Annotated in this window: 18 protein-coding genes; 3 read left to right on the top strand and 15 right to left on the bottom strand. The window is 63.1% G+C overall.

Annotation, left to right across the window (positions count from 1 at the left end; translation table 11 throughout):
* Positions 1-354 precede the first annotated feature (354 nt).
* The 3 genes from ACFPWW_RS18340 to nirK all read right to left on the bottom strand — a co-directional run bounded on the left by ACFPWW_RS18340 (position 355) and on the right by nirK (position 3232).
* Positions 355-1050 carry a Crp/Fnr family transcriptional regulator gene (locus tag ACFPWW_RS18340; protein ID WP_112568892.1) on the bottom strand — a complete coding sequence of 232 codons (696 nt, stop codon included), beginning with the start codon at positions 1048-1050 and terminating at the stop codon, positions 355-357.
* The gene (locus ACFPWW_RS18335; RefSeq protein ID WP_112756954.1) at positions 1040-2002 is read right to left on the bottom strand and encodes an SUMF1/EgtB/PvdO family nonheme iron enzyme; all 963 of its coding nucleotides are present in this window, start codon (positions 2000-2002) and stop codon (positions 1040-1042) included. Before ACFPWW_RS18335 ends, ACFPWW_RS18340 begins: the two co-directional genes overlap by 11 nt.
* An 81-nt stretch (positions 2003-2083) precedes the next feature.
* Positions 2084-3232 (bottom strand): copper-containing nitrite reductase, encoded by a 1149-nt coding sequence (gene nirK, locus ACFPWW_RS18330; RefSeq protein WP_377312842.1) that lies wholly within the window; start codon positions 3230-3232, stop codon positions 2084-2086.
* A gap of 200 nt (positions 3233-3432) precedes the next feature.
* On the opposite strand from nirK, the gene ACFPWW_RS18325 reads away from it, so the two are divergent.
* On the top strand, positions 3433-4650 hold the full coding sequence (locus ACFPWW_RS18325) for an NnrS family protein (RefSeq protein ID WP_377312841.1): 1218 nt from the start codon (positions 3433-3435) through the stop codon (positions 4648-4650).
* A 40-nt stretch (positions 4651-4690) separates the two neighbouring features.
* On the opposite strand, the gene ACFPWW_RS18320 is transcribed toward ACFPWW_RS18325, so the two are convergent.
* From ACFPWW_RS18320 to ACFPWW_RS18300, 5 genes are all read right to left on the bottom strand, one after another.
* Positions 4691-4993 carry a DUF6522 family protein gene (locus ACFPWW_RS18320; protein ID WP_377312840.1) on the bottom strand — a complete coding sequence of 101 codons (303 nt, stop codon included), beginning with the start codon at positions 4991-4993 and terminating at the stop codon, positions 4691-4693.
* 94 nt (positions 4994-5087) lie between these two features.
* The gene (locus ACFPWW_RS18315; RefSeq protein ID WP_377312839.1) at positions 5088-5393 is read right to left on the bottom strand and encodes a metal-sulfur cluster assembly factor; all 306 of its coding nucleotides are present in this window, start codon (positions 5391-5393) and stop codon (positions 5088-5090) included.
* On the bottom strand, positions 5380-5907 hold the full coding sequence (locus ACFPWW_RS18310) for a DUF2249 domain-containing protein (protein ID WP_112758294.1): 528 nt from the start codon (positions 5905-5907) through the stop codon (positions 5380-5382). Before ACFPWW_RS18310 ends, ACFPWW_RS18315 begins: the two co-directional genes overlap by 14 nt.
* Entirely contained in the window at positions 5891-7264 is a 1374-nt protein-coding gene (locus ACFPWW_RS18305) for a hypothetical protein (RefSeq protein WP_377312838.1), read from the bottom strand. Before ACFPWW_RS18305 ends, ACFPWW_RS18310 begins: the two co-directional genes overlap by 17 nt.
* A gap of 15 nt (positions 7265-7279) precedes the next feature.
* Complete coding sequence (locus ACFPWW_RS18300) at positions 7280-7564, bottom strand: DUF2249 domain-containing protein (RefSeq protein WP_377312837.1); 285 nt, start codon at positions 7562-7564, stop codon at positions 7280-7282.
* A 225-nt stretch (positions 7565-7789) separates the two neighbouring features.
* Between ACFPWW_RS18300 and hemN the strand changes: the two genes are divergently transcribed.
* The gene (hemN, locus tag ACFPWW_RS18295; RefSeq protein WP_377312835.1) at positions 7790-9142 is read left to right on the top strand and encodes an oxygen-independent coproporphyrinogen III oxidase; all 1353 of its coding nucleotides are present in this window, start codon (positions 7790-7792) and stop codon (positions 9140-9142) included.
* Between the two features lie 148 nt (positions 9143-9290).
* On the opposite strand, the gene ACFPWW_RS18290 is transcribed toward hemN, so the two are convergent.
* From ACFPWW_RS18290 to ACFPWW_RS18265, 6 genes are all read right to left on the bottom strand, one after another.
* On the bottom strand, positions 9291-11177 hold the full coding sequence (locus tag ACFPWW_RS18290) for a nitric oxide reductase activation protein NorD (protein ID WP_377312833.1): 1887 nt from the start codon (positions 11175-11177) through the stop codon (positions 9291-9293).
* A gap of 7 nt (positions 11178-11184) precedes the next feature.
* Entirely contained in the window at positions 11185-11997 is an 813-nt protein-coding gene (locus ACFPWW_RS18285) for a CbbQ/NirQ/NorQ/GpvN family protein (protein ID WP_112702848.1), read from the bottom strand.
* Positions 11998-12024: 27 nt separating this feature from the next.
* Positions 12025-13365 (bottom strand): cbb3-type cytochrome c oxidase subunit I, encoded by a 1341-nt coding sequence (locus tag ACFPWW_RS18280; protein WP_112568871.1) that lies wholly within the window; start codon positions 13363-13365, stop codon positions 12025-12027.
* An 18-nt stretch (positions 13366-13383) separates the two neighbouring features.
* Positions 13384-13836: a c-type cytochrome gene (locus ACFPWW_RS18275; protein ID WP_112568869.1), complete on the bottom strand. Its 453-nt coding sequence runs from the start codon at positions 13834-13836 to the stop codon at positions 13384-13386.
* A 191-nt stretch (positions 13837-14027) separates the two neighbouring features.
* A complete protein-coding gene (locus ACFPWW_RS18270) occupies positions 14028-14309 on the bottom strand; it encodes a cytochrome C oxidase subunit IV family protein (RefSeq protein WP_377312830.1) in 282 nt (93 codons plus the stop codon).
* Positions 14306-14848: a cytochrome c oxidase subunit 3 gene (locus tag ACFPWW_RS18265; protein WP_113414057.1), complete on the bottom strand. Its 543-nt coding sequence runs from the start codon at positions 14846-14848 to the stop codon at positions 14306-14308. Before ACFPWW_RS18265 ends, ACFPWW_RS18270 begins: the two co-directional genes overlap by 4 nt.
* Positions 14849-15006: 158 nt before the next feature.
* On the opposite strand from ACFPWW_RS18265, the gene ACFPWW_RS18260 reads away from it, so the two are divergent.
* Positions 15007-15162 carry a hypothetical protein gene (locus tag ACFPWW_RS18260; protein ID WP_183727154.1) on the top strand — a complete coding sequence of 52 codons (156 nt, stop codon included), beginning with the start codon at positions 15007-15009 and terminating at the stop codon, positions 15160-15162.
* A gap of 60 nt (positions 15163-15222) precedes the next feature.
* On the opposite strand, the gene ACFPWW_RS18255 is transcribed toward ACFPWW_RS18260, so the two are convergent.
* Positions 15223-16746 (bottom strand): copper resistance CopC/CopD family protein, encoded by a 1524-nt coding sequence (locus ACFPWW_RS18255; RefSeq protein WP_377312827.1) that lies wholly within the window; start codon positions 16744-16746, stop codon positions 15223-15225.
* Between the last annotated feature and the right edge of the window lie 55 nt (positions 16747-16801).

The raw sequence follows: 16801 nt of genomic DNA, 5'->3' as shown, positions 1-16801 counted from the left end.
TGATTTCCAGTTATTTCGACCCGGCGCTTGTCGGTATAGATGGAATGGCCGGCGGCTCGTTGAGCTAGATCAACATCGCGGGATGAAAGGCGGGCGGGATTTTCGCGAGCGCTTTTCGCACAGCGGAACGATGTGTAGGCCCTGCCGCGGGAGGGAGATCGGTCAATGCCGAAGAATGCGCTTTGGCGCTGCGAACCGCTCGCCGGTCGCAATCAACACAGTATCGGGAATAGTGCGGGCAATGATCAGGAGGCGCGGACATGCTGCGCAGCCTATCCCTTCACTGTCCCGCAAGTGGCGTGAATTCGGCCCGGATCAGGCTCCGCATCTGCGGACGGCCCTGCAATCAGATGGTCAGTCGCCTTTGCCTTCCGCAAGCCTCAGAAGACGTTGCGGGTCGGTGACGGTCAGTTTCTGCCTGCCGCCTTCGACAATGCCCTTGCTTTCCCAGGCGCTCAGGATTCGCGATACGGTATGCAGCGTCGTGCCTGTCATCTCGGCAATATCCTGCCGGGATATGGGGAAATCGATCCTGATGGCGGTTCCCACAGCCTTGCCGGCTTGCTTGGACAGGCGCAGCACGGCATGTGCGACCCGTTTTTCCACTTCTTCCGTCGACATCTCGCGGATGCGCGTATGCGCCTCCTCAAGCCGCTGGCCGATCGTCTGCATCGCGGTCATTGCCAGCCGCGGGTTTTGCTCGACGAACCGCGACCACATGTCGGTCGGCCAACCGAGGATGAGACTTTCGGCCGCGGCAGTCGCCGTTCCCGGATAATCCTGCCGGCGCAGCGCCATGGCAAAGCCGAAGAGATCGCCCGGATGCACCATCCTGACGATGATCTGCTGGCCGTCATGGGTGACCTGTGTAACCTTGAGCCTGCCGTGGAGCAGCAGGAAGAACGATTTGGCGGGAGCTCCCTGCTCGAAAACCGCATCGCCCTGGGCGATGCGGCGCGGGGTCGCGTGTTCGAGCATGGCGTCGAGATCGGCATCCGTCATGCGCTCGAAAAGCGGCAACGACTTCAAAACTGTACGGTCAACCTTCATCGTCGTTTCGCTGAACCCCTCTCAATATGGCACCGCCGATCATATCGGTCACAACGCGGCGGGTGAAGTCCTCGATGCGCTCGAAGAAGCCCGCCTGCCGGACAAGCCGGAAACCGAGATTGTCGGGCGGGCTGCCGACCGAGCACCCGCCGCCCTTGGGGTTTCTCACGAAAGTGCTCATCGGCGCACGGTGCCTGCCGGCGGCGATCATGATGCCGCAGCCGGCCGGATCGGGCTCGCCGGCAAGGCTCTCCTTGTCGAGGTCGATGCGTTTGTTGCAGGTCGAGGTCCATTCCCAGACGTTTCCGCCGAAATCGGCAAGGCCGGTCCGGCTCAGGCCGAACGATCCTCTCGGCTGCGGCGCCGGGTCGCTCGAGGCGGTGCGCCGTGCCTCGCGTTCATAGTCCGCGAGCCAGCGTAGCGCCGGGTTTTTACTGTCGGCATCGACGCCGAGCGCGTCGTCGGGGAAACGGTCGTCGGCGGCGTAGGCGAGCTCGAAGTCGGTCGGAAGCCGCCAATCTTCGCCGGTCCGTTGCGACAGCCAGCCTGCGTAGCGCAGCGCATCCTCGTAGCTGACGCCCGTCACCGGCGTGTCGCCGCCGGACGCCGTACCGCGCCCTTCCGGCTCGGGGCAGGCGCCATCGGCCACGCAACGACCGTATTCCGAAAGGCTGGTCTGGTATTTCATGATCGTCAAAGGCATTCGCACGCTGGCCCTGCGCTTCGGCGCATCGACGGCCAGGCCGCTGCGGAAATATTCGGTCGCGTCGCGATACTCGAATTCATGGGGTGCAATGGTGACGGCCTCGGGAGCGGCAAGCGCTGCGTCGCGCCGCCCGATATTCACGAGCCCGGTCTCAACCGCGAGCGCTGCGGAAAGGACCGCAAGAAGCGCCAGCGGAATTGCGATCGAAATGCCGGAAACTCCTGCAGTCTCGGCGTGCGGTGTCATATCCTTTTCGCAACATGCGCCCCCTTTTCAAAAAAACATGCTGTGCAGGCCGCCCTCACGGCCTGCACAGCCCCACTCCGGTCAGCTGGCCGACGGCGACTTGACCGAAGTCATCAGATCGTCGTTCCAGTCCCCTGTGACCTTGAAGTGGGCAGCCGCACCGAGTTCGAAGGCCTCGATGAGGTTGTGGTTCACATAGGCGTAGATACCTGGCTGCGCGAAAGTGTAGAGCGCCGCACCCGCCGTGCCGCCCGGGATGAACCAGGTCTCCTGGTCGATGTCGGGCGCGTTGGCAAACTTGCCGGTTGCCCAGACATATTCGCCGTGGCCGCCGATGAGATGCGGTCGCGTATCGCGGTTTGCCTGCGAATGCACGATCAGCACGGTCTCGCCGACCTTGGCGGTCATGGCATTGTCGCCCGTCAGCGCCCCGACGGCACCGTTGAATACGATGTGGGTTGGGGTCAGCGTCTTCATGACGGCGAGCGTATCTTCATAGGCTTCGCCGGGGCTGTCGTATTTCTTGAATTTGCCGTTCTCGTCGCGCGGGATGTAGAAGTCCTGCTCGCCGACATAGTAGACCTTGTCGTAGACGAGGGGCTTTCCGTGGCCGTCGGTAAGGCCCTCGCGCGGAAGAACCATGATTGCACCGTTCATGCCCGAGGTGACATGCCAGGGAACCATGCCGGGAGGTGCGCAGTGATAGACGAAGACGCCTGCCTTGGTCGCCTTGAAGCGCAGGATCGTGCTTTCGCCGGGACCGACGACCGTCAGCGCGCCGCCACCGAGCCCGCCCGTCGAGGCGTGGAAGTCGATATTGTGCTGCATCGTGTTCGTTGCGGGATTGATCAGCGTCAGTTCCACATAGTCGTCCTGATGGACGACCATCAGCGGGCCGGGCACCGAACCGTCGAACGTCATCGCGTTCACCTCGGTTCCCGCCTGGTCGAGCACCATCTTCTTCTCATGGATGGTGAGCGTAAATTCCTTGATCTTCGGGGAACCCTCGGCCTTCTGGCTGTGGGCGTGGACGAAGGGTGGCTTGACCAGCTCGATCTTCTCGCGCTGAAGCTTGCTGAAGTCGACGGCCGATACCTTCTTGGGCGCATTGGCTGCCGCGGCCTCGTCGGCGTGAGCGGCGGTGTTGGCGACGATGATCGGCGTCAGCGCTCCCGCGACGGCAGCACCCGTAAGCATTGTGCGACGGGTCATTTGCAGAGTATTCGTCATTTCTAATCTCCCGTAGTCGAAGAGCGAGCGAATGCCGCCCGGTCGAGAAGGAAGGTAGTAGAAACCCGGCTGGACTCTTTGATTTGGAGCAAACTGACTATTTGTGTCAGCGCAAAGTTCTGCCCCTGCTATTTGCGTAATCTCAACGACTGCCCCGACAATCTTTTGCATTGCTGTGTCGTCAATTTGGAGACACGGAAATGAAAAACACTTCGGACGCCGCGCGCGATCTTCCGCGCGGCATGTCGCGAACCGGACCGGTCCTCTTTTCCTACGGCTTCCGGCCCTTCTTTCTCGCCGCAGCACTCTGGGCCATCGCAAGTATCGATCTGTGGATCGCCTATCTGAACTTCGGCATCCCCGTCGCGTCGGATTACGGGACATTGTACTGGCACGCACACGAGATGCTGTTCGGTTTTGCGCCGGCGGTTCTGGCAGGCTTCCTGCTGACGGCGATCCCGAACTGGACCGGACGCCTGCCGATCGCCGGCCGGCCGCTCGTCGTGCTCTTTGCGGTCTGGTGCGCCGGCCGCCTGGCCATGCTGCTCAGCGGCTCGATCGGCATTGTCGCGGCGAGCGCCATCGACAGCCTGTTCCTGCCGGTCATGCTGCTCGTCTGCGCGCGCGAGGTCGTGGCGGGAAAAAAATGGAAGGACCTGAAGGTCATCGCGGGTCTTTTCGTCCTGTCGCTCGCCAATCTGCTCTTCCACGTCGAAGTCATCGGCGACGTAGGCCCGGATGTAGCGATCCGTCTCGGCATCGGAGCCTACGTCCTGCTGGTGACGATTGTCGGAGGCAGGATATTGCCGAGCTTCACCCGCAACTGGATCAACCAGTTCGGCCGCACGGATTTTCCGGTCCCGTACAACAGTTTCGATGCCGCAACCATCATTGTCGGCGCGGTCGCGCTCGTCCTGTGGGCGTGCTTGCCGGATTCGACGGTGGCATGCGGGACGGCCGCTGTCGCGGCGGTTCTCAACACGGTCAGGCTCGTTCGCTGGCGCGGCTGGACCACCTGGGCGGAACCCATCCTGTTCGTCCTGCACGCTTCCTTCCTGTTCGTTCCGCTCGGCTTTGCCGCCATTTCGCTTCAGGCCTCCGGATGGCTGCCCGAGGTGGCGGTGCTGCATGTCTTCGCGATCGGCACGATTTCGATGATGATGCTCGCGGTGATGACACGGGCGACGCGGGGCCATACCGGACGGAAACTGAAATCAAGCCGCATGACCAATATTTCCTACGTCCTGCTCGGCGCTGTCGCGCTCATCCGGCCACTTGCCGAACTCGTCCCCGGGCTGAGCACCGAGATCCTCATCGTGGCGGCGGTCGGATGGACGGCGGCCTTCGGATTGTTCGCGGCGGAACACGCGCCGCTCCTGTGGTCCGGGCGCAAACCCCTGGCGGTGAATGGAAGGTGATATGCCTGACCGGAAAGGCCGTGCGAGCGGCCTTTTCCGTTCAGCGGCGCTCGCCGCCAGAGCCCGTGCCCGAAAACCGCATTTCCTCGCTGAGCACATGGCCGTCGTCGCTGACGATGGCAATCCAGACCCGATTGCCGATGCGCACAGAAAGGCGCCGCCTGCCGGCGTCCGCGCCGGTGCCGATCTCCACTCTCGAGCGGACAAAGCCCCGGCGTAGGTGATCCATGAGAAGGTCGGGTGTCAGGCCGAAACGTTCGGCAAGAACGCCGGCGTCTACCACCGGGCTTCCGTCCGGCTGCAATCCAAACAGGTTCTTCTTGTTGTCCAGGTCTTCGCTCATCGGCCTCTCCAATAGAGGGTAAGGCGAACTGATTGTCCAGCTTCGACGCGCAGCCTTGCCCGTCAGGCGGCCGGTCCGCCCCATGAAAAAAGCATCAGGCCTTCGGCAGGCCGAAGAGCGACACCATATCCGGCGACCATGCCGGCTCGTAGACGAGATCGATGACGGCGCGGCTCACGCCGGCCATGTCCTCGACGCGCTGGCGCGCAGCCTCGGCAATATAGCCCGACGCCGGACAGAAGCGGGTGGTCGTGGTCATCTTGATCTTCACGACGGCGGGCTCGGTGACGTCGATTTCGTAGACCAGGCCGAGATCGACGATGCTCGTCCCCATTTCGGGATCTTCTATTTCGCGCAACGCGTCGCGCACATCCTGCTCCGTGACCTCAGTCGCCAGCATTGCTCTCACCTCCCGCCGTCGTCCTGATCATGATCCGATAGGTCTTGCCGGACGAATCGAAATTGCCGATCCATTCGTGGCCCCGCGCCTTCAATTCGTTGAAGAGGAAGACGGGCTCCCGGTTGAGAAGGGCGAAAAGAACCTCGCCGTCCGCCATCGTCTCCAGCCGGGACAGGATACGCTCCATCGGCTCGGGCGGCGCAAGGTCGGTCAGGTCGAGGTTCCAGACCGGATCGGGCCAGACCGCTTCAGTGGCGGCGACGGCCGGTTCGGATCGCTGAATGGGCTTGTTCGGGATGAAATCGATTTCCCAGTCGTCATCGGCCAGGCGCTTTGCGACATGCGAATAACCGCGCTGTTCGAGCTGGCGGATCAAAGGGACGGGTTCGAATATCGCGCGCAGCTTCAGGCCCTCGTCGGGTTCGAGGCCGGCGAATGTGTCCATGATGAGCTGGAATGGCGTGCCGCCATCGCGCAGGATTTGTCGGACGTCGAGTTCACGAAACTGAACCATTGGCGTTACCCCTGTGGTTTGCGGCGAGCAACAGCGCCGGCTTGTGAAATGGTGCGCTCTTCAATCGGGGAGGCACGTTTGCGAGCGTGCGGGCAAGCACCAGCTCGCCGATGAGAGCGAAGGTCGATGCGGTCTGAACGGCCGCGAATATGCGAAAACCCGTGTCCGATCCAAGCCAGAGCGCGAGCGCGGCGCCGACCACCGAGAAGTAGAAGAGGCCAAGCCAGACGCCGGCCCGGCGCCCGTTGATCAGTTCGCCGAGCTTCGGCGTCGGCCTGCGGCCAAGAAGCGGGCCGAAGGCCTCGATCCAGGTGAGAAAGGGAACGATCTTCAGGAGCTGGGCGAGACCGAAACCGGTGAGCCAGCCGAACACGAAGAGATAGACGATCGCCGACACGACGGGCGTCTCGGCATGGAGAAACAGGGACAGGGCGAGGAGGACGACGGAAAGGCCGAGCATCATGAAGGCCGGCAGCGAGCCCAGCGTATTCAGCTCGAGCACCGGACGGCGCCTGGTGCGGTATGTCCCGTAGATCTCGAGGAGATAGGCGGCGACGATTGCGGCAAACAGCACCGCGGCCGACAGAAAGAGCGCGCGTGCGACATCGGGTGCGACGGCGGCGGCGATCGCTGCGGCCGACAGGATGAGGACCGCCAGCGTGCTCGACCGGCGAATGAGCTGCGCCTTGCGCATGTCGTTGGACAGGAGGAACATCGGCAGCAGCTTGTAGCTGACGCCGATCGCCGCAAACGTCATCCATCCGCCAAGACCGAAGCTCGCGTGGAAGGCCACCGCTTCCGCACCGTAGGCGACGAGTGCCGGTTCTTCCGTCTGACCGGATATCGTCAGGGCAAACAGGACGCCAAATGCCGTCGTCACGAGCAGGCAGCCGATGCCGACGAGCACGATGAGGGAGGCGGCGTGCACGCGCCGTCCCCGCCAGAGCAGGGCCGACAGGGACAGCGAGACAGCGGCGATGGAGATCGAGATCGTGACGGATGCTGCGACCATGACAGGGCCGGCCGCAGCCGAACCGATGCCGATGAGATGAAAGCCCAGCATGAGAAGCGCCGGGCCGGCGGCCATGCCGGCAAATGCGACCGGATCGAAGCGGCCGGTCGGCCGATCACGGCCTGTCAGCACCGGCGCAAACTGAAGCAACGATCCGATCATGAGAAGCAGAAGCCATCCGAGCGTCACCGCATGCACGATGGCCAGCGCTCCGGGCTCGCCGATGCCGAGGGACGGCGTCCAGATGCCGGCTGCCAGCAGGCACTCCGCCAGCAGCAGGTAAGACAGCGCCGCGCCGAAATACGACATCGTCCACCGCGACAGGGTCGTGCCCACGGGCATCATGGCGCGTCTCCGGCGCTAGTGGCTGCCGCAGCAGCAGTCGCAGCCCGCATCGAGGCGGGTGATCTCGACGCGCCAGACATCCGGTCCCTGTTCCAGATATTCCCACGAGAATTTTCCGGGCAGGGCGGTGTCGAGCTGGTACTGCAGCGGGCGAGGTTCGTGATCGCTGGTAATGTGCAGGCTCTGGCCCGGTGTCAGCGAGTGCAGCGTGCCGAAGATCCGGGGATGGCGTTCGATGGGCGGCAGGACCCGCACGTCGATATGTGCGACCGCGGTCTGCGTGGCTGGCGCTTCAGTCATTATGGCTGTTTCCTTTTTCCGCGAGATGACAAGTGACCGGACCGCGGCCTGTCCTGTGTCGTGGCGGACGATAGCCGGGTGCGCAGCGGGCGACTTTGACAGCGAGCAAACAGCCGGGCGATTGTCAGTTGTCAGTCCCGCGCGGCCCATTATTGATCCAGGACAAGGAAGAGCGCCCCGTTATCGGCCTATGCACGTCATGATACTCTCATGAAGGAAGCCGAAATGTCCGATACCCTGGTCGCCAAATATGGCGAGGCCCGCCTGCCACGTTACACCAGCTATCCGACCGCGCCTGCGTTTTCGCCGGCGGTCGGGCCGGAGCAATATGCGCACGGCCTTTCAGATGTTGCCGCCTCCGGACCCGTCTCCGTCTACCTGCACGTTCCGTTCTGTCGTTCCATGTGCTGGTACTGCGGCTGTCACACCACGATCACGCGCCAGGATGCGCCCGTGCTCGAATATCTCGACGTCCTGAACCAGGAGATCGAACTTGTGTCTCAGGCCGCCCGAAACGAGGTCCCGGTCCGGAACGTCCATTTCGGCGGCGGCACGCCGACGATCATGAAGCCGGACGAATTTGCGAGCCTGATGAACAAGCTCAAGAGCGCTTTCCAGTTTACGAGCGACTGCAGCGTTGCTGTCGAGATCGATCCGCGGACGCTATCGAGCGCAATGATATCGGCGCTGGGCGAAAACGGCGTCGACCGGGCAAGCCTCGGCGTCCAGAGCTTCGACCCGATCGTGCAGAAGGCGATCAACCGGGTCCAGAGCTTTGAGCAGACGCAGGCAGCCGTGACTGGGCTGAGAGGCTACGGTGTGACGAGCATCAATTTCGACCTCATCTACGGGCTCCCGCACCAGACCGTTCAATCCTGCATCGAAACGGTAAGAATGGCTGTCGAGCTGCGGCCGGAGCGTTTCGCAGTCTTCGGATATGCCCATGTGCCGGCCTTCAAGAAACATCAGCGGCTGATCAACGAGACTGTTCTGCCCGACGCTGCGCAACGCAACGAGCAGGCCGAGGCGATTGCAGGCGAGCTGGAGAGCGCCGGATATGTCCGCGTCGGCCTCGACCATTTTTCCTTGCCCGACGATCAGCTTGCCATCGCCTCCGCCTCGGGAACCCTGCGGCGGAACTTCCAGGGCTACACGACCGACGAATGCGATGCCCTGATCGGGCTCGGCGCTTCGGCGATCGGGCGTCTGCCGGGCGGCTACGTCCAGAACCACGTTGCCCTTGGTCGCTACGCGGAGCGGATCGCCTCGGGAATCCTCGCAACCGCCAAGGGCTACGGGCTGACCGATGAGGACAGGTTCCGCGCCAGAGTGATCGAACGGCTGATGTGCGACTTCAAGGTCGATCTCACAAGGCTCGGCGCAGAAGCCGGCTACGACGCCGGCTTCCTCCTCGAGCGGAACGAGCGGCTGGACAGTCTCGCATCGGATGGCGTGGTGACGATCGAAGGCGGCTGCGTCCGCGTCTCGAAGCAGCATCGCTTCATGGTCCGTGCCGTCGCCGCGGCCTTCGACGCCTATTTCGGTTCCTTCGGCCGGACCCACAGCAAGGCGGCATGACCCGCGGCCGGCCGGGGAGAGGCGGCAGGCGATCGGCTGCGATGCGCTGGCCGGTCATCCTCGCGCCATCGGCACAGAAAACCAGGCCGGAAGCGATTCCGCCTGGTTCTCCGCGAGCGAAAGGGGGTGGATTGATTCTTTCGCGTCGTTATGTCGTCAAGTTCCTGTAGATCGCGGGCAGCGCGCTCGGCAATTTCGCAATGCTCGACACGAGCGCGAACCCGGATCTGCCGAAGATTGCCGGCAGATAGTCGCCGGCGCTGCGATCCACCGTCACGGCAAAGACCGCCTGTCCCCTGGCGCGCGCCTCCATGACGGCCTTGCGGCTGTCTTCGAGCGCAAAGCGGCCCTCGTAGTGATCGACATCGTTGGGTTTGCCGTCGGTGAGAATGAGCAGCAGCTTCTTCCTGGCGCCGTCGCTTTCCAGCTGGCTGGATATGTGCCGGATGGCCGCTCCCATGCGGGTATAGTAGCCGGGCCTCAGGCCTGCGATACGGCCGGCGGTCCTGACCGAGAAAGTCTCGTCGAAATCCTTGATCGTATCGACGCGGACCCAGTCGCGCCGGCGCGATGTGAAGGTCTTGATGGAAAAGCGGTCGCCACAGGATTGCAGGCCGCGGGCAAGGACGTCGAGCGCCTGCATTTCGACGTCGAGAACCCTGCGGTTGTCGACCCAGGAGTCCGTCGACAGGGAGACGTCGACAAGGATCGCGGTCGCAAGTTCGTGGCTTGCGGGGCGGGCGCTCGCATAGATGCGGTCATCCGGCTGGCCGGTGGCGATGAAGTCGATGCGGGAGCGGATGGCCGCTTCGAGATCGATCTGCTCACCGTCGAGCTGAGCCCTCCGCAGCTCCCGCTTGGGGCGCAGCGTTTCGAACTGGCGCCTGACCTTGCGCACGAGGGCGGCATCGCTGACGATTGCCCGGTCCGTATCGCCGGAGGGAGTGCCGGCCACGACGCGGCAGTGGTCGGCAAGATACCGGCCCTTCCTGAAATCCCATTCCGGATAGACGAATTCTCCGTCTATCGTCTTCGGATCGACGGCCTCGGGCGACAGGTCCAGGTCGAAGTGAAATTTCGATTTCGGCCGTTCGCGCGTTTCGCTGAGCGTGATTTCCTCAAGCTCGTCAGCCGCCGAGGGATCGTGCTCCTCGCCGTCATCGCTCGGGCGATCGACATTGACCATCTCCGCCATGGCGAGGATCTTTTCGAAGCGGTTCAAGATAAAGGGATCGCGCTTGCGGTCCTCGGCGTCGCGTCTGCGCGTCGCCTCGTGCGACGGCCGGGCCTGTTGGTCGTTGCCTGCCTGATCGGAAGGAAGGTCGTCGCGTTCGGATGGGCTGGTCTCGCCGCGTCCCCTGAAATCCGGCCAGACCGGCAAAGGCAGCATCGGCAGATAGCCGGCAGGGGCGGCGGTTATGGTCGGGCGGAGAATGTCGGGAAGGGGATGATGCAGGGGAACGGTGAGCGCCAGCTGGGCGAATTCTTCGATCCACCGTTCCGCCTGGGGAAGCGTGCCGCGCCTGCGGCAGCCAAGCAGCGCTTCCGTCAGCCGTGCGTAGCGCGCCGCCATGCCGGGAAAGCTGCGGATGACCAGTGCGGCGTTCTTGCGGCCTGTCTCGATCCGCCAGAGATCGGCGAGGGCCGGGTCGGCAGGGGGCGCAACGCATGGCGCGGCCGCCACATAGGCGGCCAGCCAGAAATAGAGATCCCGGTTGAGCGAGCGCTCCTCGAAGAAATCGATAGCGGCAGGCAGGTGGATTGCCGTGTCGTCCCAGCTCGGATGGTCCGACCGTTCCTCGCCGAGGCCGATGACCTGCCTGAGGCGCAGCCTGTGCATCGACGTTTTCTGCCGTGCTCGCTGGATCTGCAGCGTAGGGTCGCCGCCGAACGCCCTGAAGCAGACGGCAAGCTGCGGCCTGAGCTCTGCAAGGTGAACGGCTTCGGCCGGGTGGTGCGGCCATGAGCTGGTGTCGCCGACCAGCCGATGCCAGGCGCGTCCTACCGTCTCTTCGAGTTCCAGGAATTCCAGCATGCTTCACCTATCCGATCGCGGCTCTGGCAACCTCGACGAGGGCAGCCTTGACGTCCGGTTCGTCCGTCAGCGGCTCGATGATGGCGGCGCGCACGGCATCGATCGCCGGCAGGCCGGCATCGATCAGCGAGGCGCAATAGATGAGCAGGCGGGTCGAAACACCTTCTTCGAGATCCTGGCCCTTGAGCGCGCGCAGGCGCCGGGCGAGTTCGACAAGCGGTGCGACCCTGGCCTCGGCAAGGCCGCTTTCCAGGGACACGGTGGCGATCTCCCGTTCGGGCGGCAGGAAGTCGAATTCGATCGACACGAACCGCTGCCGGGTGCTGGGCTTCAGCGCCTTCATCAGGTTCTGGTACCCGGGATTGTAGGAGACGATCACCATGAATCCCGGACCGGCTTCCAGGACTTCGCCGGTCCGTTCGAGCGGCAGGATGCGCCGGTCGTCCGTCAACGGGTGGAGAACCACGCTCACGTCCTTGCGTGCCTCGACGATTTCATCGAGGTAGCAGATGCCGCCGTCCCGAACGGCCTTGGTGAGCGGCCCGTCCATCCAGACCGTTTCCCCGCCCTTGAGAAGGTAGCGGCCGGTAAGATCGGCGGCGGTCAGGTCGTCGTGGCAGGAGACGGTCGACAAGGGCAGGCCGAGACGGGCGGCCATATGCTGCACGAACCGTGTCTTGCCGCAACCGGTCGGCCCTTTCAGCAGGATCGGGAGCTGTCGCGTCCAGGCGTGCTCGAAGAGTGCGCATTCGTTCCCCTGAGGCGTGTAATGCGGGATTTCGACATCGGGATTAAGCGGATGGTTGAAGGCTATCGTCATCACTGTTCTCCAGGAAAATGGCCCGCCTCATTCGGCGGGCTGGGCCACCGGGCTCGGGATGCGCGTCCGTCCGGGAACGAGCAGCGACCAGATGAACATCAGGGCGCTGATGAATACGAAGATGCCGGAGCCAAGTCTGACCCAATAGAAGAGAGCAAGCTGGTCCTGGACCTCCATGTAGGACTCGCCGAGCACCCGCTGCAGGTGCACCTGGATGATGCCGGCGAAGGTGAGCGCGAAGGTCATGACCGACATGGCGGTGCACATGATCCAGAAACTGGCGATCGACAGCCATTGATTATAGGGCGCGCGGCCGCGGATCTGCGGGACGGCATAGGCCATGGCCGCAAGGTTGAGCATCACATAGGCGCCGAAGAAGGCCAGATGCCCGTGCGCTGCGGTGATCTGCGTGCCGTGGGTATAATAGTTGACCGACGACAGCGTATGCAGGAAGCCCCAGACGCCGGCGCCGAAGAAGGCCATGACCGAGCATCCGAGCGACCAGAGAAGGGCAGCCCGGTTTTCATGCTTGCGGCCGGCGCGCCAGGTCATGACGAAGGTGAACACGACCATGGTGAAGAAGGGGGCCACTTCGAGCGTCGAGAAAAGCGATCCGATCCACTGCCAGTAACCGGGCGCGCCGATCCAGTAGTAGTGGTGGCCGGTGCCGAGGATCCCGGAAAACAGCGCCAGTCCAATGATGACGTAGAGCCACTTTTCGACCACTTCCCGGTCGATGCCGTTCAGCTTGATCATCAGGAAGGCGAGAACCGACGCCATGATCAGCTCCCAGACGCCCTCGACCCACAGATGGACGACATACCACCAGTACATCTTGTCGAGCGCCAGATTGATCGGGTTGTAGAAGGCGAAGAGGAAGAAGATCGCAACGCCCCAAAGGCCGAACAGCAGGATGTTGGTGATCGTCGTCTTGCGCCCCTTGAGCGCGGTCATGGTGACGTTGAAAAGGAACATCAGCGCCACGATCACGATCCCGACCTTGATGGCGAAGGGCTGTTCCAGGAATTCGCGGCCTTCATGAATATGGAAGAGATAGCCGACGACGGCGACTGCCGCTGCGATCAGGAAAATCCAGAACTGCGCGATTGCGATCCTGGTGCTGTAAAGCTCGGTTTCGCATTCTTCCGGCAGCAGGAAGTAGGTCGTTCCCATGAAGCCCATGAGCAGCCAGACGATCAGCGCATTGGTATGGATCATGCGCACGATGTTGAAGGGCAGCTCGACGGATAGCGTATTGGGCAGCACGTAGATGGTGCCGGCCAGCACGCCGAACAGGAGCTGGGCCATGAACAGGCCGAGAGCGCCGTAGAAATAGAGCATTGCGATGCTCTGGGTCTTGTATTTCATGTCTATATCCTCTCGCTGTCAGCCGGCCTGGTTCGGGGGCCAGTTCTGGGTGTTGGTCTTGCTGACCCATTCGAGGAAGTCGGCGAGGTCATCGACCTCCTGGTCCGTCAGATTGAACTGCGGCATCTGCCGCCGGCCCTCGATGCCGGAGGGCTGCGCCGCCATCCATGCGTGAAGCGCCTCGCGGGCACTGGCCGGGTCCTTGTCTCCGCCCCAGCGGATCCAGACGTTCGACAGTTCCGGCGCGAAATAGGCGCCCTCGCCGTCGAGCGTGTGGCAGTTGATACAGGCGTTCTTTTCCCAGATATGTTTTCCGCGGGCGACGCTTTCCGTCAGGGTCGCCTCGTTGGTGGAAACCGTGCGGATGTAATAGTGACTGTGGGCGGTGAGGCCCACGAATATGGCGAAGAAGAATGCAGACCCGCCGTAGAACACGTTGCGGGCCGCGGTTTTTGTCAGGCGTTCAGCCATCGATCATCCTTTCATGTCAGTGGCGATGCCGCCGTGACGTCGGAAATCGAGCCAGCGGGCTCGTCGGAAGGGAATGGCGGAAATCGGCCGCAAGCTCTTTGCTCATTCGCAAGCAAACCGGCGAATGTCGCCAGGGCGGCAAGCCATATGCCGCCTGCAGGCGCCTTGACTTCCAAAGTCGGTGCAGGCCGTCAGACAGACAGTTGCAGGGCGGAGCGGGCAACGGCGATCAGCAGCACGAATGCCGCCCAGGACCATAAGGCGGCGCTCAACGGTGTCCTGGCCCCGCGAAGCCCGAGAAAATCCAGTACGACGAGCCGGATCTTGATGACGGCAATCGTGGCGATCACGACCGCGGCCAATGCAGGCAACACGCCGTGCGGCAGGGCGCGGGTCACGACGAACATGCTGCCCGTCAGAGCAAGGAGCAGCAGCAGCGCGCGCGAGCAATTCGGATGGTCGGGACGTTTCATAGCAGGTAGATGACCGGAAACATGACGAGCCAGACGATGTCGATCACATGCCAGAGCGTGCTGATCAGATGGACGTTTTCGCGCGTCGGGAAGACCGAAACCAGAATGAGGATCATCGATCCGAATGCCACATGCGTCAGGTGAAACCCGGTGATGAGCAGATAGAGCTGCGAGAACGGATCGCCGGCCAGAAGTGAAGCGCCTTCGAACGCATATTCCACACATTTGAGCCCGACGAAGACAATCCCTCCCAGGGCCGCCGCAAGCAGCATCAGTCGGCGGCGAGAGGTCGTGTTCTGTTCGCCGGACCTGGCTGCAAACCAGCCGCTTGCCAGAAGCACGACCGTGTTCACGACCGGCAGAGTGTGATGAAGCCTCGCCTTGCCGGCAGCGAATGTTTCCGGATGCAGCATGGAGGCAACGACGAAGGCGGTCAGCAGCGCCCCGAAGGCAACGAGCTCGCTCCAGGCGAGGATCCATACCAGCAGGTCGCCGTTGTCCGTATCGCGCGTCTCGCGGCTTGAGGTCATCAAGGTCATGCGTCGTGCATAGGGTGCCGTCGGGCGCCCGTCTTTGTGAAACCGCAAACAGAAGGTCGTCGCCTGCGGACGGCCGTTCGTCGAGCGGGGGCCTCTTTGACCGATCTCAAAGAAGCGTTCGCGGCGCCTGGTTATTGTGCGCTCACAAAGGAGACCCCATGAGCGACGCGCAAATCGGACTTTCGATCGCAACACCTGTCATCGTGATCTTCGCGATTACGCTCTATCGGATGGGCGTGCTCCAGCGCACCGGTGTCGTCACCGCGGTCATCGCGGCCATTGCCATTGCCGCGAGCCTGTTCCTCCAGCGCTGAACGACGCATCACGCGACATTCTGCCATGCCCGATGGACGGCGTTGCCGCACGGTCGCGGCCTAGCTGCCTGATTCTGACGGGAAATTGCCTTCGAGATGGACGAGATTGAAGTCGTCGATCAATATCTGCACGTCCACGCTCCAGCCGGCCATATCAGAAAGCGGCAGGTTGGTTGCCGTCCATGTGCCGTCTGCGGCACTCGTCAGCCTGTACTTGAGAGGTTCGATCCCGAGTGCGGCGCTGCGCAGGCTGAGAGAGACGCTTCGCGGCCGTATCGGATCGAATTGCGGGCTCATGATCGAAACCTGGACGTCAACCGTACCGTCGGGCCGGGGTGCCGTTTCGAGCTCGGCCATTGCTTTCTGCCCATGCAGATGGAGCGACATTGCCGGATGCACATGCGCATATTGATATTGTCCGGGACCTGCGAAGCGCCACAGTGAGGCCGTTGCCACGATCAACAGCGCCAGCGCGATCTCTCCGCCGATGCTCCAGCCCAGCCTGCGCCGCGCAGCAGGATTTCCGGCGAGCGCCGGGGCGGTCAGCCAGAACCGATTGTAGAGCGCCAGCATGCACAGAACCGCGACAAGGCCGATCTTGATTGCCAGAATGCGCGCAAACAGCGACGACCACGCCAGGTCGACGCGGGGAATTTCCATGACGGCAAGCAGCAATCCCGCGAGCAGCATCAGGACGAAGGGAACGGGGATCAGCTGCGAGAAGATCCGCAGCGGCCGCCGGCCCCCAGCGGAGCGGCTGAGGCGCAGGAGCGGCGGCAGGCTTCCGATCCAGAAAAGCATGACGGCAGCGTGCAGGAAGATCGATGCCTGCGCGATGAGGCGGGGCTGCGCCATGGAACTGTGGCCGGTCAGCGTAAAGGCGAAGGAGGCAAGGACCAGGGCCGCGGCAGACGCCATCCGCGCCGAGCGCAGACGCAGCGGCAGGAGCGCAAGCACAATCGCCGCAAGCGTAAGACATTGGGCAGTCCCCGTCCGGTCGGAGAAAGCCTGAGCGATCGGCTCCGGTCCGGCCCAGACGAGGCCCGCACCGATATCGTCCAGCCCCTGAAGATAGAGCCGTGCCAGGACGAAGACGATTGCGACCGCTGCCAGGGCAGGGGAGCCGGCGCGCATGCTTGCCGGATCGAGCCAGCGATTGAAAAATGCGCCTCCGACGACGGCTGCGACGGCGAGCGTCGCGCCCATATTGCTGAACCAGATGGCGGCAAGCAGTGCCTCCGATGGCGTCTCGGAAACATTTCCGGAGCGTGCCGACGGTTTGCCGACATGAAAGACGATGGAGCCGCCGACCGGATGCCCGTCTTCCGATGCCACCCTGTAGCTGACGATCACCGTCCCGTCTGCGAGCGGACCGGGTATCGGTACGGCGATTTCGGCGCCAGTCGGATTGGCCGAAAGGTCCTTGGCCGCTCCGTTGGGCGCGACCATTCCGAGGCGAATGATCCTGACCGTTTCGTTAAAACGCAGCAGGACCTTTTCCGGCGCGACGGCGACAATGGCGCCGTTCGCAGGAAAGGATGCGGTCAGGACGGCGTGGGCGTCAGCGCCTGCCGCCATGACCATGAGCAGCCCCGCGGCACGCGCGAGAAGGCAGAAAGCAGCCCATAGTGGAAAATTC

This window comes from Rhizobium sp. GCM10022189, from assembly GCF_042656325.1.
Taxonomy (GTDB): Bacteria; Pseudomonadota; Alphaproteobacteria; order Rhizobiales; family Rhizobiaceae; genus Rhizobium.
Note: the sequence above shows the minus strand (reverse complement) of the source record. Positions and strands in the feature narration are given on the sequence as shown.

Excerpts from the sequence above, each read along its gene's own strand:
- ACFPWW_RS18340 (WP_112568892.1), bottom strand. The coding sequence starts at position 1,050 with ATGAAGGTTGACCGTACAGTTTTGAAGTCGTTGCCGCTTTTCGAGCGC.
- ACFPWW_RS18335 (WP_112756954.1), bottom strand. The coding sequence starts at position 2,002 with ATGACACCGCACGCCGAGACTGCAGGAGTTTCCGGCATTTCGATCGCA.
- nirK (WP_377312842.1), bottom strand. The coding sequence starts at position 3,232 with ATGACGAATACTCTGCAAATGACCCGTCGCACAATGCTTACGGGTGCT.
- ACFPWW_RS18325 (WP_377312841.1), top strand. The coding sequence starts at position 3,433 with ATGAAAAACACTTCGGACGCCGCGCGCGATCTTCCGCGCGGCATGTCG.
- ACFPWW_RS18320 (WP_377312840.1), bottom strand. The coding sequence starts at position 4,993 with ATGAGCGAAGACCTGGACAACAAGAAGAACCTGTTTGGATTGCAGCCG.
- ACFPWW_RS18315 (WP_377312839.1), bottom strand. The coding sequence starts at position 5,393 with ATGCTGGCGACTGAGGTCACGGAGCAGGATGTGCGCGACGCGTTGCGC.
- ACFPWW_RS18310 (WP_112758294.1), bottom strand. The coding sequence starts at position 5,907 with ATGGTTCAGTTTCGTGAACTCGACGTCCGACAAATCCTGCGCGATGGC.
- ACFPWW_RS18305 (WP_377312838.1), bottom strand. The coding sequence starts at position 7,264 with ATGATGCCCGTGGGCACGACCCTGTCGCGGTGGACGATGTCGTATTTC.
- ACFPWW_RS18300 (WP_377312837.1), bottom strand. The coding sequence starts at position 7,564 with ATGACTGAAGCGCCAGCCACGCAGACCGCGGTCGCACATATCGACGTG.
- hemN (WP_377312835.1), top strand. The coding sequence starts at position 7,790 with ATGTCCGATACCCTGGTCGCCAAATATGGCGAGGCCCGCCTGCCACGT.
- ACFPWW_RS18290 (WP_377312833.1), bottom strand. The coding sequence starts at position 11,177 with ATGCTGGAATTCCTGGAACTCGAAGAGACGGTAGGACGCGCCTGGCAT.
- ACFPWW_RS18285 (WP_112702848.1), bottom strand. The coding sequence starts at position 11,997 with ATGACGATAGCCTTCAACCATCCGCTTAATCCCGATGTCGAAATCCCG.
- ACFPWW_RS18280 (WP_112568871.1), bottom strand. The coding sequence starts at position 13,365 with ATGAAATACAAGACCCAGAGCATCGCAATGCTCTATTTCTACGGCGCT.
- ACFPWW_RS18275 (WP_112568869.1), bottom strand. The coding sequence starts at position 13,836 with ATGGCTGAACGCCTGACAAAAACCGCGGCCCGCAACGTGTTCTACGGC.
- ACFPWW_RS18270 (WP_377312830.1), bottom strand. The coding sequence starts at position 14,309 with ATGAAACGTCCCGACCATCCGAATTGCTCGCGCGCGCTGCTGCTGCTC.
- ACFPWW_RS18265 (WP_113414057.1), bottom strand. The coding sequence starts at position 14,848 with ATGACCTTGATGACCTCAAGCCGCGAGACGCGCGATACGGACAACGGC.
- ACFPWW_RS18260 (WP_183727154.1), top strand. The coding sequence starts at position 15,007 with ATGAGCGACGCGCAAATCGGACTTTCGATCGCAACACCTGTCATCGTG.
- ACFPWW_RS18255 (WP_377312827.1), bottom strand. The coding sequence starts at position 16,746 with ATGGTCATGGCGGCAGGCGCTGACGCCCACGCCGTCCTGACCGCATCC.